Raw genomic sequence first — 11,287 nt, forward strand, 5'->3', positions numbered from 1 at the left:
AACTCTTACGCACAAAGAATGCCCCGCACTAGTGGGGCATTCTTGTTTTGGGGAAGGGAGGTTCTCCATGAACAGGTTCGGGAGGTAGAGTAACCTGCGCCAACCCTATTGGCTGCTTGTAGCTTGTAGCTTTTGATCTTAGCTATCGATCCAGTAAATCTTATTTTCCACATGATAGTTATTGGCATATGCCAGTAATGGGGCGTATTCTGAATTCCTGATCATCAATAACAGGAAGTTACCATGTTATACGCAATACCTTGTCGTGACCTTCATGTCGGCAACCATTTTGCCCGTTCTCCACAGATCGCGATTGTCGATGAGCAACAACAAATAAAGCATCTTATTCCTTTGGTTGAGTCAGACAGTCCGTGCAATAAGAAGAAGCAATGGATGTCCGTCGTTAAATCTTATGATGTGAAAGCTGTTGTGGTTCGTAACATCGGTAAGAAAATGCTGTCGCACTTGTTCAATCATGATGTTCGCGTTTTTGCATCTAAAACAAAGGCGGAAGTTACCACTCTGGATTTCAGCAATCTACAAGAAGTAACCGACCTCGATTATGGTCGCGAGTCGCGAAATAGCGGGTGTAGCAATAAAACGTGCGGCGAGAAAGGGCACAAAAAACAAGCTTCGATTTTAATGGCACAGCCTAATCAGCTAGGCGCTATTCGAGGGTTCCGTAAATGACCTTTTTGTTGACGCTATTGGGGTTTGTCGGAGTCGTTACACTGATGGCGATAGGCGTGATTTTTTCGCGCAAGCCAATCAAAGGCAGTTGTGGAGGACTCGCACAGTTAGACATTGAGCGCGAATGCAATTGCAAGGATGTGTGTGAAGGGCAAAGCCGAAAGTTGTATCAGATTACTGAGCCATCAAGCTAAGTATCAAGTTAAGTATCAAGAGTTCTCGCTCGCTGAGTTAAATAACTTCTGGCTAACACGTGAATTAACTGCCTTGAATCACCAACGCATGGCCGTTGACGATGCACTTGGCGACTTTGGCTCTTGCACGCTTGATGATGTTGCCGAACGTTTGGCGAGACACCTGCATCTGCTCGGCGGCTTCAAGCTGGCTCAATCCTTCTTGATCAGCTAAGCGTAAGGCTTCCAACTCTTCTAATAGCAGTTCTTCTTTATGAAGCTGGCCCATAGGAACGCCATTAGGCTTAAAACATGAGTAAGCCGCACGGGTACATAATTGACGATGTTTTTTTGGTCGAGCCATATCAATCTCTAGGAATCTAAGGGTTCACAGGAATAAGGGTAAGTATGAAGGTTTTCATTCCTCACAACCATCGCCGTTGCCAAGTGTGCAGCCAAGGTTTTTTCACAGACAGCCCCATTTGTTTTGAAGCTGTTGGTGAAGGCGAGACTTTGGCTCAGTACGAAACGCTAGCTAAGCATGAAACGCCAGTTAAGCATGAAAATTTAACTAAGTATGAAGCTATAGCCAAGATTGTACCAACAGATAAAGCTGAGGGCTACGACGGTATTATGCAGGGGGGTATTGTTACTGCGTTACACGACAGCGCGATGTTGTATTGCTTGTTCCATAACAATATCAATGCGATGACGGTGAGTTTAACTTCTCGCTTTCACCATCCAATCGCCATTGGTCAGGAACTCGAAATTCGCGCTCAATGGGTGAAAAGCAGACGTAATCTTTATTTCCTCGAAAGCCAAATTACGCAGGGCGGGAAGTTATGTTCGTCGGCAAAGAGTCAGTTCATGTCAGCACCGCCTAGATTTGATCTGAACTAGAAGCTTTGTTCTTTTTGAAGTATTTGAACGCTGTCCAGACGGCATAAGCCGAAACACCTACGATCAACGCTGAGCGAAGTAGAATAGGTGCATCATGCTCAAGTTGACTAACATGCGGCACAATACTAGCGAACAATCGACTGGTAAAAAGCAGCCCCATTACTAACATAACAATTTTATTCATGTGACCTGCCGTTCAATAGGGTACGTTGCACAGAAACAATTATGGGGTGGGCTACACGGCCAAAAAACTATTCTGCTCGAAATAAAATCATGCGCTTCTTAAGCATGGTCGTCAACGCGATATCAGCTTAAAGCCAGTAAGCTAAAGTTTCGTTTTTGAAAGCGAGGGGGATTAAAAGTGAAGAGGGGATTGAAAGGGGGAAGAAGAGTGATGCGCTAGGGCTTGTTCTTCAAACTAAAATGCCACCGCAAATCTGCAGTGGCATTTGAATGACAACAAACCATCATGTAAATCTTTAATTACAGCTCGAATACAAACTAAAGCTCTAACAGTTTGGCTAATTCACGCTCTTCGAGAAGCTCTTCAATGCGTTGACGAGCCTTAGGCCCTTCAGCTTGTGCTTTGGTTGACTTGCCGGCTTTTTTACTGCGGCTCGTTTTTGTTTTTTCCTTAGTTGTCATCGGTAACCTTCCTTGTATTTTCTATCTTACAGGTTGCATGTCTCTTTTAGTGCTTTACCTGCTTTAAATGCTGGTGTTTTTGACGCTGAGATTTGAATCTCTTCTCCAGTTCTTGGATTGCGACCAGTGCGAGCAGCGCGGCTATTCACTTTAAAGCTACCAAATCCAAGGATAGATACATCGTCGCCATTAGCAAGCGTAGTCGAGATGCCTTCAACGAGTGCATTGAGTGCTGTGCCTGCTTGCTCTTTTGAGATGTCAGCAGAAGTTGCGATGTGTTCAACTAATTGAGATTTGTTCATGTTTTAAATTCCTTGTCGAGTTCGTCTGGCGTTTGGTTTTTGCAAACTAGTGGTTAAATATGACCAATATGAACTGAAGTTATGTCATTGCTAGGATTGAACTTTGTAAAGTAACAAACGAAGTTGATTATAAAAACATATCACGCCTCATTCAATGCAAATCATTGACTATTACTTGTTTTCGGCCAGTTATGGACAGTGAGTCATGAAAATGAACATCGTTTTGTTTAAATTAATTCATGATATCAATTGAAAGTTAATATTTTGCTGTATGTAGAACAGACAAAAAAGCCCAGCGTGTGTGCTGGGCTCATGCTTTTTTGAAGCGGTTTTGTACTCGGAGCTAACGCAACGAAAATTATTTAGTAATAAAGATCTGTTCCGTTTTTAGCGAAGTCATCGAGCGAACTTGGCGCCAAATGTAGTAGAAGATACCTAACATCATCAACATACTTGGTATAGCGATGGCCGGGTAGCTGTAAAGTGTCAACTTACCCAATTCTTCATTAAAAGCTGCAGTACCTGCTGGGCTAGTCACAATCCAAGTCGCTAGAAAGTAGTTCATCGCAGAAGAAAATGCGAAGGTACTAGCGAATAGGTAGTTTGACTTCATTAGGCAACGATTAAACTCTGCTTGGTTACCAAACTCTCTTAAACGCTCTTCGATTAGAGATATGTTTAACAGTGCAGGCGTGAAGATAACTTTTTGGATAAACGGGTAGCGAGTGAAGGTTGAGCCAAGAACCGCTAAACCAATTAGGCCGGGTATTAATGCTTCTTTTAATGCTAACCAACGAGTATCAAGTTCGAAGAAGCCGATACCGCCGGTTAATAATACGCTGACAAAGCCAAGTGCCGCGATGAAGTTAAACTTCTTGTTGCGGACTAACTCCATACCACCGTAAGCAATAGGGAAGGCAAGCGCGACAAGTAGTGCTAAGCCAGTTCCTAGGTGTTCCTCTCCACTGAACTTCATTAAGATGAATGAAGGAAGAAAGACGTTAAATACGACTTCGAAAAGAGGACTCGATTTTTTGTTTTCTGTGCTGCTCATAATTTCTAAATACATTATGTTATGGATTTATTCTCAGGGATTGTTGTTTACCTCGCTCAAGATGTAAAGCCTTAAGACGTCATGCTGTGTAACGACATGTGACATCAACGACATCTCTGAACTTATAGAACGCGTAATTCAACACTTTCGCGTTTTTCTGCAGTGATCCACATTCATCAAGTTACCTAAGGCTGCAAACGCATATCCATATAATTGAAAACATGTATGCCAAGTTGCTTGTGATATTTTAGTTATGTTATAACATAACTAAAATATCACTCTTACTGAGAATAACGTTCGTATCGGTAAGAGGAAAACAACAAGCATGTATCAAGGAGATGATGTAATGAATGCCGTGTTAACGAAACCTGTGAAAACCGATAATAATCAGCCACTTAACATTGGTTCTACTGCAAGTATCAAGGTTCATGCGAATCATGCTCCATGCTATAGCGCTTCTGAGCAGCCAACGGTGCTGGCAGACATCTATCAAAGCAATGTCAATATTGCGATTTGGCAGCGTACATTTGATGAAGATTTAACAATGGCAATCAGTGAATTTATCGCCTTGAATCCAAACTTCAGTAAATCTATGAGCCTGTCTCCAGACAACGCCTATGAGAAATTGGAGTTTGCTACCGACGAAACCGCATCTAAAGCACTACTAGAAAACATGGTAGAGCTGGTGGATATGTTCTGTTGTTTGTTTGATCTTGAAGAAGTAGGGCTCCGTTTAGCGGTTCTGAATAAAGCGATGTGTCCACGCTTCCATGTTGACCAAGTCCCTTGCCGTTTAGTGACTACCTATCATGGTGTTGCCACTCAATGGCTGCCAAACGACTTGGTCGACCGTACGAAGCTAGGAAGAGGGAGTAACGGAAAGCCAGATTCAGAGTCAGGCTTGTACAGTCATGAGTCGGATATCGAGCAACTTTCGAGTGGTGATGTGGCATTGCTTAAAGGGGAGCGATGGAGTGGCAACGAAAACGCGGGTCTGGTGCATTGCTCACCCGTAACTTCATTTAACGAGACGCGATTGTTGCTGACGTTAGATTTTGGTTAGTCGCGCTCTAGTCGCGAGACGATTTTTAGAAGTCGTCGGCTTACCCCTTTTGTACATCCGGTTTTATACTCGTCAAACCTATTAATTTACGCCAACACTGTCAGCATAATGATGAGCAGCGCCGCTAAAGCTAGTACGCCTAACGCACGCCATTGAGAAACAAACGCAACACTGCCATTAAGTTCGATTTTTGTTTGGAAGCCAGTGACCATTGCCCAAGTTAATGGTTTTGAGCGTAATTTATAGAACAAAACGGCAAGGACGTGTACCGCAATCAGAGTTGGAAGTACTTTTATCATAGTGAGGTGAATGTTTTCTAATAATGAAAATACGGAGTCATTCAACCAGATATTTGCATAGGGTAAGTGATCAAGAAGCCCTGCTAAGGCTAAACCAGAAACACACTGAATAGTTAAAGCTGATAACAGTGTAACAACCATCCAACCGCCAGCAGGATTATGGCCTGGCTTTTCTTTTTCTTTTCCTAATAAATAACGAACTACTGATTTAGGTGATCGTAAAAACTGTCTGAACCGGCTCGTTTCGCTACCCACCCAACCCCAGACCAATCGCCAAACGATTAATGTCATAAGTGCTAGCCCAAGTTGAACGTGGGGTCCATTACCTGAAATGCCCGATGCCATTAACCCCATGAAAAGCGCCGCTTGCGTCCAATGGTATAGGCGAGTTGATAGATCCCAAATCTTCATAGTTTCACTCTCTCTTTTGTTTATTTAATCTCTGTTCGCTTTACAGTAATTTACACAGCAATAGTTGCAATTGCAACTATTGCTGTGTAAATTGACTTTATCAAGGAAACACAGGCATCAAAGAAACACAGACATCAGAGCAAAACGGAACACCGAAACGAATCATCGATGTCTGTATCGAAACCAGACAACAAAAGCTATATGAAGCGAGGAGAGATCAATATGAACAAGAGAATGATTCACAAGAGATTGGTGAGCCTACTGTGCACTACAACCGTTTTACTTAGTACCCACGCTTGGGCATCACAAGATCATTCGAATCAAATTGAACAGCGCCAATACGCATTTACACAAGTTGAAACTTTGATTGAGCAAGCCAAAGACTTATTAGATGGCAACGATACGAGTTGGCAGGTATTAGAAGAAACGAGTTTAGAGTTAACAGCTCATAGCGAATTGTTACTGACGTCATTTCCGGTGGGCAGCCAAGAGGGAAGTAAAGCTAAAGAGAGTGTGTGGAGTGAGCCTGAAAAATTCGAACGACTACTAAGTCAAATGAATCAAGGGTTCCAAGAACTCTATCAAGGTAGCCAACAAGGTGATGTATCACTGGTGGAATCAGGATTAGAAGCAGCGCAGGCGACTTGCAAAAGTTGCCATCGTTCATATCGCTCACGTTGGTAATAACATTCAGTTCGCTCAATTAACTAACTAACTAACTAACTAACTAACCCCATTTAACCAGTTAAAACTATTTAGCCAAAAAGGAACAAAATATGAAAATGAGTGTGTTTATAACACTAGCCGTTTCAATCATGTTTTCTGCTTTCACAAACGCAGCAGACTATGCCGTTGAACTTAAGTGGAATACAAACAACTTAGAAGAAGTACTCGACAACATGCCGGAGCAAAAAGCTCAATTCAGTAAGCTAATTGAGCAAGGTGAAATAAAGGATATGTATGTATCACATAGTGAGATTGATGGCCGTTCAGTGCAATTACTGCGTTTTGTTATTGAAGCGAATGACCCACAGCAAGTGCAAGATAAGCTGGCTCATTTACCTCTCTATAAGAAGGACTTGGTCAACATCGCCAAAATTATTCCGCTGGGCTCTAAATGGTTAGACAATACGCCAGATTACAATAACTACGGCGTTACAATGACATGGAAGCAGGGGATTGAAGCCCTTGAGATCGATCGTGTGCTTAGTATTGATTTACAACGAGTGATCAGCCTTAACCAAGCAGGACTTGTCACGTCTTCTTATCTCGATACACAAGAACTGGAGAACAATGTTGTTCGACCTGTGTATTCGGTTTCTTTTATTGCTAAGGATGCGCAGCATGCAAAAGAGCTTAGTCACCAATTCGAGGCCGTTGCTCTAGGCTACGCTGATGTGAATGTTCAACATTTGGGCTACAAACTGTCTGTGACGAACAACTAGTAGTCGTTGGTTATTGAGTTAGTATTGGGTAAGTGAAAATACAATAACTGACAAAACTAATAGTTAGTAAAGTAATTAAATCGATTATTAACTAACCCCAATTTCGGTGAGATCTAAGTAATCGAATATAAGTGTTGATCTGAAAGAAATAAGAATGCCGTTGGGTTTAAATGACGAGAAATAAAGGGCTGAACGTTATGTGTTGGGTCCTTTTCTATTTTTCGTCTAGGTAACAACACTATGTTGAGCGTATTTAACTTAATTGCCCTCCAACAGGCTGTTCGGTATGATTTCTCATACAATCAATAATTTACTTGGTGAATGTCTCGCTATGCGTGCCCCCACTCACATATATTGCTGATATTAACCTTGGATGGTTTATTAATTTATTTTAAAGCGTAAAATAAATGGTGCTTGCAAACTGTGTTGGTGACAAATTTGTCACCGCGGTTTTTACTTCCAAATTATAGGTTTCCTATGTTCAAGAAACTCTCGCTTAAAAATAAGCTGGCGATCTCTGCTAGCATGGCCATTATCCTGGGGGGGATTTTGGTCGAGGTATTGTCTTTTCGTGCTTCATTGCAACGGTTGGATATTGAAGTTGAACAGCGCTTAGAAGGTGCGTCAGCTTCTTACAATCAATATGTATCGGATTGGATCTTATCCAAAGAGCGTGCGCTTACTTCACTTTCGAAGGAGTCACAACAAGAAAGCTTGGTCACTCACCTGAAGCAGGTTCGTGATTCAGGCTCGTTTGATAATGTGTTCTTAGCGTTCCCTGATGGCTCGCAAAAAAATGCGAATGGCGTAGTGTTGCCACCGGGCAATGATGATCCACGCGTATGGGGTTGGTACACCAATGCGGTTTCGAACCCAAGTAAGGTGTTCATGGATAACCCAACGGTTGCCGCGGCAACTGGGGCGAACGTTGTGTCGTTGGGTACTGCAATGCAACTGCATGGCCAGCAGGTCGTTTTAGGTGCTGATGTAGAAATTACCGACATTCTAAACAGCCTTGAAAAAGTGATTCTTCCAGGCGAAGGCTACATGTTTATCGCGACCAACAAAGGCACGGTTTACACGCACGCTGATACAAAGTTGCTGAATGAGAACATTAGCTCGCTAGGGCTAGATTTTTCTGATGTACAGAAGGCACTGACTAGCGGTAAAGACACGGCTATCGAGTTAAATGGCAGCGACTATGTTCTGTACGCACGTGCGATTGATGGTACAAGCCTGATTACTATCAGTGTTGTTAATCATGACTCTTTGGTTGCACCGTTATTTGATGCGGTGATCGGTCAAGTGTTGGTGACACTGTTGGTTGTGATTGTATGTACCATATTGTTTAACCTGCTGTGTACTATTCTGTTCCGTCCGTTGAACCATGTGTCTCAAGCATTGGCGCAGATCGCTAATGGTAGTGGTGATTTAACTCAGCGTATTCATGTTGAGAACCAAGATGAAGTAGGAGAACTAGCACAGAACTTCAACACTTTTGTAGGAAGTTTACAGCAGTTGATTGGTCATATTCGTGGGCAATCAGAGCAGCTTAACAGCCAGTCAGAGAAAAGTACTCAGCGAGCGAATCGTTCGGTGGATGAGCTTAATCATCAACAGCAAGAGATCACCATGGTGGCGACGGCTGTAACGGAAATGGCGAGTGCAACGCAAGAGATTGCATCGCATGCTGAGCAAACCGCAAAAGCGGCACAAGACTCTGCGACAAGCACTAATAGCGGTCACGCCCTGGTTGTCGATACCAAAGGTTCTATCAATAACCTTGCCAATGAAGTGAATGAAGCAGGTAATGTGATCAGTGAGCTAAACAAGCATGCTCAAGAGATTTCGACGGTACTTGCTACGATTCAAGGTATTGCAGAGCAAACTAACTTGCTTGCTTTGAATGCTGCGATTGAAGCGGCGCGTGCTGGTGAACAAGGTCGTGGTTTTGCTGTAGTTGCAGATGAAGTACGTGTGCTTTCTCAACGAACTCACTCTTCAACAGAAGAGATAAAGTCAACGATTGATGTTTTACAACGCACAACGGCTCAAGCGGTTGATCTTATGGAGAGCAGCTCGAAACTGGCAATACATTCCGTCGAAGATGCCGACCGAGCTTCACATGCGCTAGAAGAGATCAACACAGCGGTGGCTTTGATTAGTGATATGGCGACTCAAATTGCTACCGCAGCAGAAGAGCAAACGCACGTGACGGGTGAAATTACTCAGAACATTACGACCATTAAAGATGTTACCGACCACTTAGTTGTGGGCGCGCAGGATAGCTTAACTGAGTCGAACGAACTTAAGAGTCAAGCCGCTGGTTTAAGCGACAAAGTGGCGACTTTTAAGCTTGCTTAACTGTGTCACTCACTGATGCCTGATCAGTGCGTGATTGTTAAGCAATAAGTCAAAGCGACGTAAATTACGTCGCTTTTTTTGTATTTGTGAGTAATCAAATTATTTATTAATCAGTTTCTGAAAACTCTTTCAGCGCACTCATTGCAGCTTCTGCTTTCTCTTTCTGAACGAAGATATGGTCATGGTAATAACCAGCAATTACGTTGGCGCTAATGCCGTATGAACCTAGCTTGGTGGCAAAAGCCGCTGTTAATCCAACCGCTTCAAGACTCGAGTGGACCGATAAAGTTATCAGGCTAAATACACCGTCGAAGTCTAACTGAGCTTTGGTCGCAACGCCTTCTTCAAGAACCAGTGTTAAACTTTCCTTTTCACGAAAGGTCGCGATTGGTTCGAGTTGAACATAATCTCCCAATCCCCCGTCTACAGTACAAAAAACATAATCACCTTCAATGAGCTCTGGTGACATGGACTTTAGCAGAATGTCTAAATCGGTAATGGCGGTCATCGTCTTTTTCCCTGCGTAATCGCGTTTGTTTATGGTGTTGGATAATGCAGCCAAGATAGAATTTGGTTCTGCATAAGTAAAATTAATAATACTTATTCCACATCAGTATCGTTAATGTCGAGATTCCTTCCATCTTGATGACATCGAACAAGTGCTGAGTGGTGAGATGGAGTGGGACTAAACTCATTATCTCTGTTGTGTTTTAGAAAAGCCTGGAGATTGTGTTACATTTAAGTTGATACACAACTGGAGATATCGATGATCTGGCTTTCAGTGAAAGTACTACAGATTGGACTTGTCTATGGATACAGGAAGTATCAAAAAACGAAAAGAGCTCCAGCTTAGGGGCTCTTTTTTTGTTTGGCACTTTGTTGTTTACTATTTAGCAGGGCAGTAAGTTAGCAGGGCTGAACATTAGAGAGTAAGTAAGCTAAAAAGTTAGCGAGACCGAAAGTCATCAAGTTCGGATTTTAGCCAAACTTCACTACTAACCGATGTTTTGCCTTCACAGTGAACTTGGTAATGGCGCCCACTCAACATACTTTTTGTTGCTGAATACGCGATGAAATCTTCAGCAGACTCAATCTCGTCGGCGTAATAATCAGCTTTCTTTTTTATATGTGCGGCCGCTTCTGGCCCGGTGTGGATTGTACCATTTCGCTCATATTTGCACTGCGTTGATTCAACAAAGGTAAGCAGATGGTCAATCTCTTGTTGAGGAGAGGCGAATGCGAGATTCAGCGATAGTAATTGGCTAGCCATTAACCCACATAGAAACAGTGTACGCTTCATAATCATCCTCTCCCATCTAATCGGCTATTTCAAAAAACGATTAGGAATCAGTGTTTATAGATGGCTTTTTCTAACAAAGAAAAAAGCTGTGTAAATTCTTGTTCAATGGTGTCGCTCTTCCATTCTGGTGAATGAAGTGGGTGGTGGTAACGCACGGTACCAAAAAAGAAGCAGCGTGCAGTGATAGTACAATCCTCAATTTCAAAGACACCTTCTCTAACGCCATCATTCAAAATCGACTCAACTTGCTGCAACAGATGATTGATGTGTTTTGATTTTACGTGCTCGGGTGTTTGTTGTGTTAGTGATGAATATGATTCAAACAACTCAGGCTCACCAATAAAAATTCTTCTTTTAATGGCCGTTAACGCCTCAAACCACTCTCGAAGCCTTAGTGATGCGCTTTCCGGTCTATTTGTGATCTCAGTTAATGGTGCGGTGACACGATCCAGCCATCTTAATGTTATGGCTTCATGCAGTTCTGCTTTAGTTGCAAAGTGTCGGTATACCGTTCCGTGACTCACATCAAGGGCTCGAGCTACGTCAACAACGGTCGTTTTTCTAGGACCGAACTTACGTAAAACGATTTCAGATGCATCTAATATTTTTTCTTTAGTAAGCATTATTCACTACCAATAAAT

The 11,287-nt window shown here is 42.6% G+C and carries 16 protein-coding genes; 7 read left to right on the plus strand and 9 right to left on the minus strand.

The genetic code is table 11. From position 1 onward, the window contains the following. The first annotated feature begins 243 nt into the window (after nt 1-243). Both AB4232_RS02755 and nqrM read left to right on the plus strand, forming a co-directional pair. Nucleotides 244-690, plus strand: a complete 447-nt coding sequence (locus tag AB4232_RS02755) for a NifB/NifX family molybdenum-iron cluster-binding protein (protein WP_372086080.1) — start codon at nt 244-246, stop codon at nt 688-690. Beyond that, nucleotides 687-884, plus strand: coding sequence for a (Na+)-NQR maturation NqrM (gene nqrM / locus AB4232_RS02760; RefSeq protein ID WP_009846971.1), 198 nt, complete (start codon nt 687-689; stop codon nt 882-884). Before AB4232_RS02755 ends, nqrM begins: the two co-directional genes overlap by 4 nt. A gap of 64 nt (nt 885-948) precedes the next feature. On the opposite strand, the gene AB4232_RS02765 is transcribed toward nqrM, so the two are convergent. Then, the gene (locus AB4232_RS02765) at nt 949-1,227 is read right to left on the minus strand and encodes a DUF134 domain-containing protein (protein WP_135384430.1); all 279 of its coding nucleotides are present in this window, start codon (nt 1,225-1,227) and stop codon (nt 949-951) included. Between the two features lie 44 nt (nt 1,228-1,271). Between AB4232_RS02765 and AB4232_RS02770 the strand changes: the two genes are divergently transcribed. Next, nucleotides 1,272-1,763, plus strand: a complete 492-nt coding sequence (locus tag AB4232_RS02770; protein ID WP_135384429.1) for a PaaI family thioesterase — start codon at nt 1,272-1,274, stop codon at nt 1,761-1,763. Here AB4232_RS02770 and AB4232_RS02775 read toward each other — a convergent pair. The 4 genes from AB4232_RS02775 to AB4232_RS02790 all read right to left on the minus strand — a co-directional run bounded on the left by AB4232_RS02775 (nt 1,744) and on the right by AB4232_RS02790 (nt 3,764). Beyond that, complete coding sequence (locus tag AB4232_RS02775; RefSeq protein ID WP_012604160.1) at nt 1,744-1,947, minus strand: hypothetical protein; 204 nt, start codon at nt 1,945-1,947, stop codon at nt 1,744-1,746. The two genes, AB4232_RS02770 and AB4232_RS02775, sit on opposite strands and share 20 nt — an antisense overlap. Nucleotides 1,948-2,264: 317 nt before the next feature. Further along, nucleotides 2,265-2,408 (minus strand): hypothetical protein, encoded by a 144-nt coding sequence (locus AB4232_RS02780; RefSeq protein WP_009846967.1) that lies wholly within the window; start codon nt 2,406-2,408, stop codon nt 2,265-2,267. Nucleotides 2,409-2,434: 26 nt separating this feature from the next. After that, nucleotides 2,435-2,710, minus strand: a complete 276-nt coding sequence (locus AB4232_RS02785) for an HU family DNA-binding protein (protein WP_009846966.1) — start codon at nt 2,708-2,710, stop codon at nt 2,435-2,437. Nucleotides 2,711-3,068: 358 nt separating this feature from the next. Next, nucleotides 3,069-3,764, minus strand: a complete 696-nt coding sequence (locus tag AB4232_RS02790; RefSeq protein WP_017096977.1) for a VC0807 family protein — start codon at nt 3,762-3,764, stop codon at nt 3,069-3,071. Nucleotides 3,765-4,110: 346 nt separating this feature from the next. On the opposite strand from AB4232_RS02790, the gene AB4232_RS02795 reads away from it, so the two are divergent. After that, nucleotides 4,111-4,827, plus strand: coding sequence for a DUF1826 domain-containing protein (locus AB4232_RS02795; protein WP_135384506.1), 717 nt, complete (start codon nt 4,111-4,113; stop codon nt 4,825-4,827). Between the two features lie 86 nt (nt 4,828-4,913). Here the strand turns inward: AB4232_RS02795 and AB4232_RS02800 are convergent, their stop codons facing one another. Next, nucleotides 4,914-5,537, minus strand: coding sequence for a cytochrome b/b6 domain-containing protein (locus AB4232_RS02800; RefSeq protein WP_102258555.1), 624 nt, complete (start codon nt 5,535-5,537; stop codon nt 4,914-4,916). 168 nt (nt 5,538-5,705) lie between these two features. Between AB4232_RS02800 and AB4232_RS02805 the strand changes: the two genes are divergently transcribed. From AB4232_RS02805 to AB4232_RS02815, 3 genes are all read left to right on the plus strand, one after another. Next, nucleotides 5,706-6,221: a cytochrome c gene (locus tag AB4232_RS02805; protein WP_135384428.1), complete on the plus strand. Its 516-nt coding sequence runs from the start codon at nt 5,706-5,708 to the stop codon at nt 6,219-6,221. Between the two features lie 92 nt (nt 6,222-6,313). Then, a complete protein-coding gene (locus AB4232_RS02810; protein WP_372086084.1) occupies nt 6,314-6,982 on the plus strand; it encodes a hypothetical protein in 669 nt (222 codons plus the stop codon). Between the two features lie 477 nt (nt 6,983-7,459). Then, nucleotides 7,460-9,346, plus strand: a complete 1,887-nt coding sequence (locus AB4232_RS02815) for a methyl-accepting chemotaxis protein (protein WP_102258553.1) — start codon at nt 7,460-7,462, stop codon at nt 9,344-9,346. 106 nt (nt 9,347-9,452) lie between these two features. On the opposite strand, the gene AB4232_RS02820 is transcribed toward AB4232_RS02815, so the two are convergent. The 3 genes from AB4232_RS02820 to AB4232_RS02830 all read right to left on the minus strand — a co-directional run bounded on the left by AB4232_RS02820 (nt 9,453) and on the right by AB4232_RS02830 (nt 11,269). After that, nucleotides 9,453-9,854: an ACT domain-containing protein gene (locus AB4232_RS02820; protein ID WP_012604152.1), complete on the minus strand. Its 402-nt coding sequence runs from the start codon at nt 9,852-9,854 to the stop codon at nt 9,453-9,455. 438 nt (nt 9,855-10,292) lie between these two features. Then, nucleotides 10,293-10,646: a DUF5329 family protein gene (locus tag AB4232_RS02825; RefSeq protein ID WP_240797204.1), complete on the minus strand. Its 354-nt coding sequence runs from the start codon at nt 10,644-10,646 to the stop codon at nt 10,293-10,295. A gap of 47 nt (nt 10,647-10,693) precedes the next feature. Then, nucleotides 10,694-11,269, minus strand: a complete 576-nt coding sequence (locus tag AB4232_RS02830) for a TetR family transcriptional regulator (protein ID WP_372086088.1) — start codon at nt 11,267-11,269, stop codon at nt 10,694-10,696. Nucleotides 11,270-11,287: the final 18 nt, after the last annotated feature.

The sequence above is a fragment of the Vibrio sp. 10N.286.46.A8 genome (assembly GCF_041470165.1).
Taxonomy (GTDB): domain Bacteria; phylum Pseudomonadota; class Gammaproteobacteria; order Enterobacterales; family Vibrionaceae; genus Vibrio; species Vibrio tasmaniensis_A.

Coding starts and splice junctions, on each gene's coding strand:
- AB4232_RS02755 (WP_372086080.1), top strand. CDS start 244: ATGTTATACGCAATACCTTGTCGTGACCTTCATGTCGGCAACCATTTT.
- nqrM (WP_009846971.1), top strand. CDS start 687: ATGACCTTTTTGTTGACGCTATTGGGGTTTGTCGGAGTCGTTACACTG.
- AB4232_RS02765 (WP_135384430.1), bottom strand. CDS start 1,227: ATGGCTCGACCAAAAAAACATCGTCAATTATGTACCCGTGCGGCTTAC.
- AB4232_RS02770 (WP_135384429.1), top strand. CDS start 1,272: ATGAAGGTTTTCATTCCTCACAACCATCGCCGTTGCCAAGTGTGCAGC.
- AB4232_RS02775 (WP_012604160.1), bottom strand. CDS start 1,947: ATGAATAAAATTGTTATGTTAGTAATGGGGCTGCTTTTTACCAGTCGA.
- AB4232_RS02780 (WP_009846967.1), bottom strand. CDS start 2,408: ATGACAACTAAGGAAAAAACAAAAACGAGCCGCAGTAAAAAAGCCGGC.
- AB4232_RS02785 (WP_009846966.1), bottom strand. CDS start 2,710: ATGAACAAATCTCAATTAGTTGAACACATCGCAACTTCTGCTGACATC.
- AB4232_RS02790 (WP_017096977.1), bottom strand. CDS start 3,764: ATGAGCAGCACAGAAAACAAAAAATCGAGTCCTCTTTTCGAAGTCGTA.
- AB4232_RS02795 (WP_135384506.1), top strand. CDS start 4,111: ATGAATGCCGTGTTAACGAAACCTGTGAAAACCGATAATAATCAGCCA.
- AB4232_RS02800 (WP_102258555.1), bottom strand. CDS start 5,537: ATGAAGATTTGGGATCTATCAACTCGCCTATACCATTGGACGCAAGCG.
- AB4232_RS02805 (WP_135384428.1), top strand. CDS start 5,706: ATGTCTGTATCGAAACCAGACAACAAAAGCTATATGAAGCGAGGAGAG.
- AB4232_RS02810 (WP_372086084.1), top strand. CDS start 6,314: ATGAAAATGAGTGTGTTTATAACACTAGCCGTTTCAATCATGTTTTCT.
- AB4232_RS02815 (WP_102258553.1), top strand. CDS start 7,460: ATGTTCAAGAAACTCTCGCTTAAAAATAAGCTGGCGATCTCTGCTAGC.
- AB4232_RS02820 (WP_012604152.1), bottom strand. CDS start 9,854: ATGACCGCCATTACCGATTTAGACATTCTGCTAAAGTCCATGTCACCA.
- AB4232_RS02825 (WP_240797204.1), bottom strand. CDS start 10,646: ATGAAGCGTACACTGTTTCTATGTGGGTTAATGGCTAGCCAATTACTA.
- AB4232_RS02830 (WP_372086088.1), bottom strand. CDS start 11,269: ATGCTTACTAAAGAAAAAATATTAGATGCATCTGAAATCGTTTTACGT.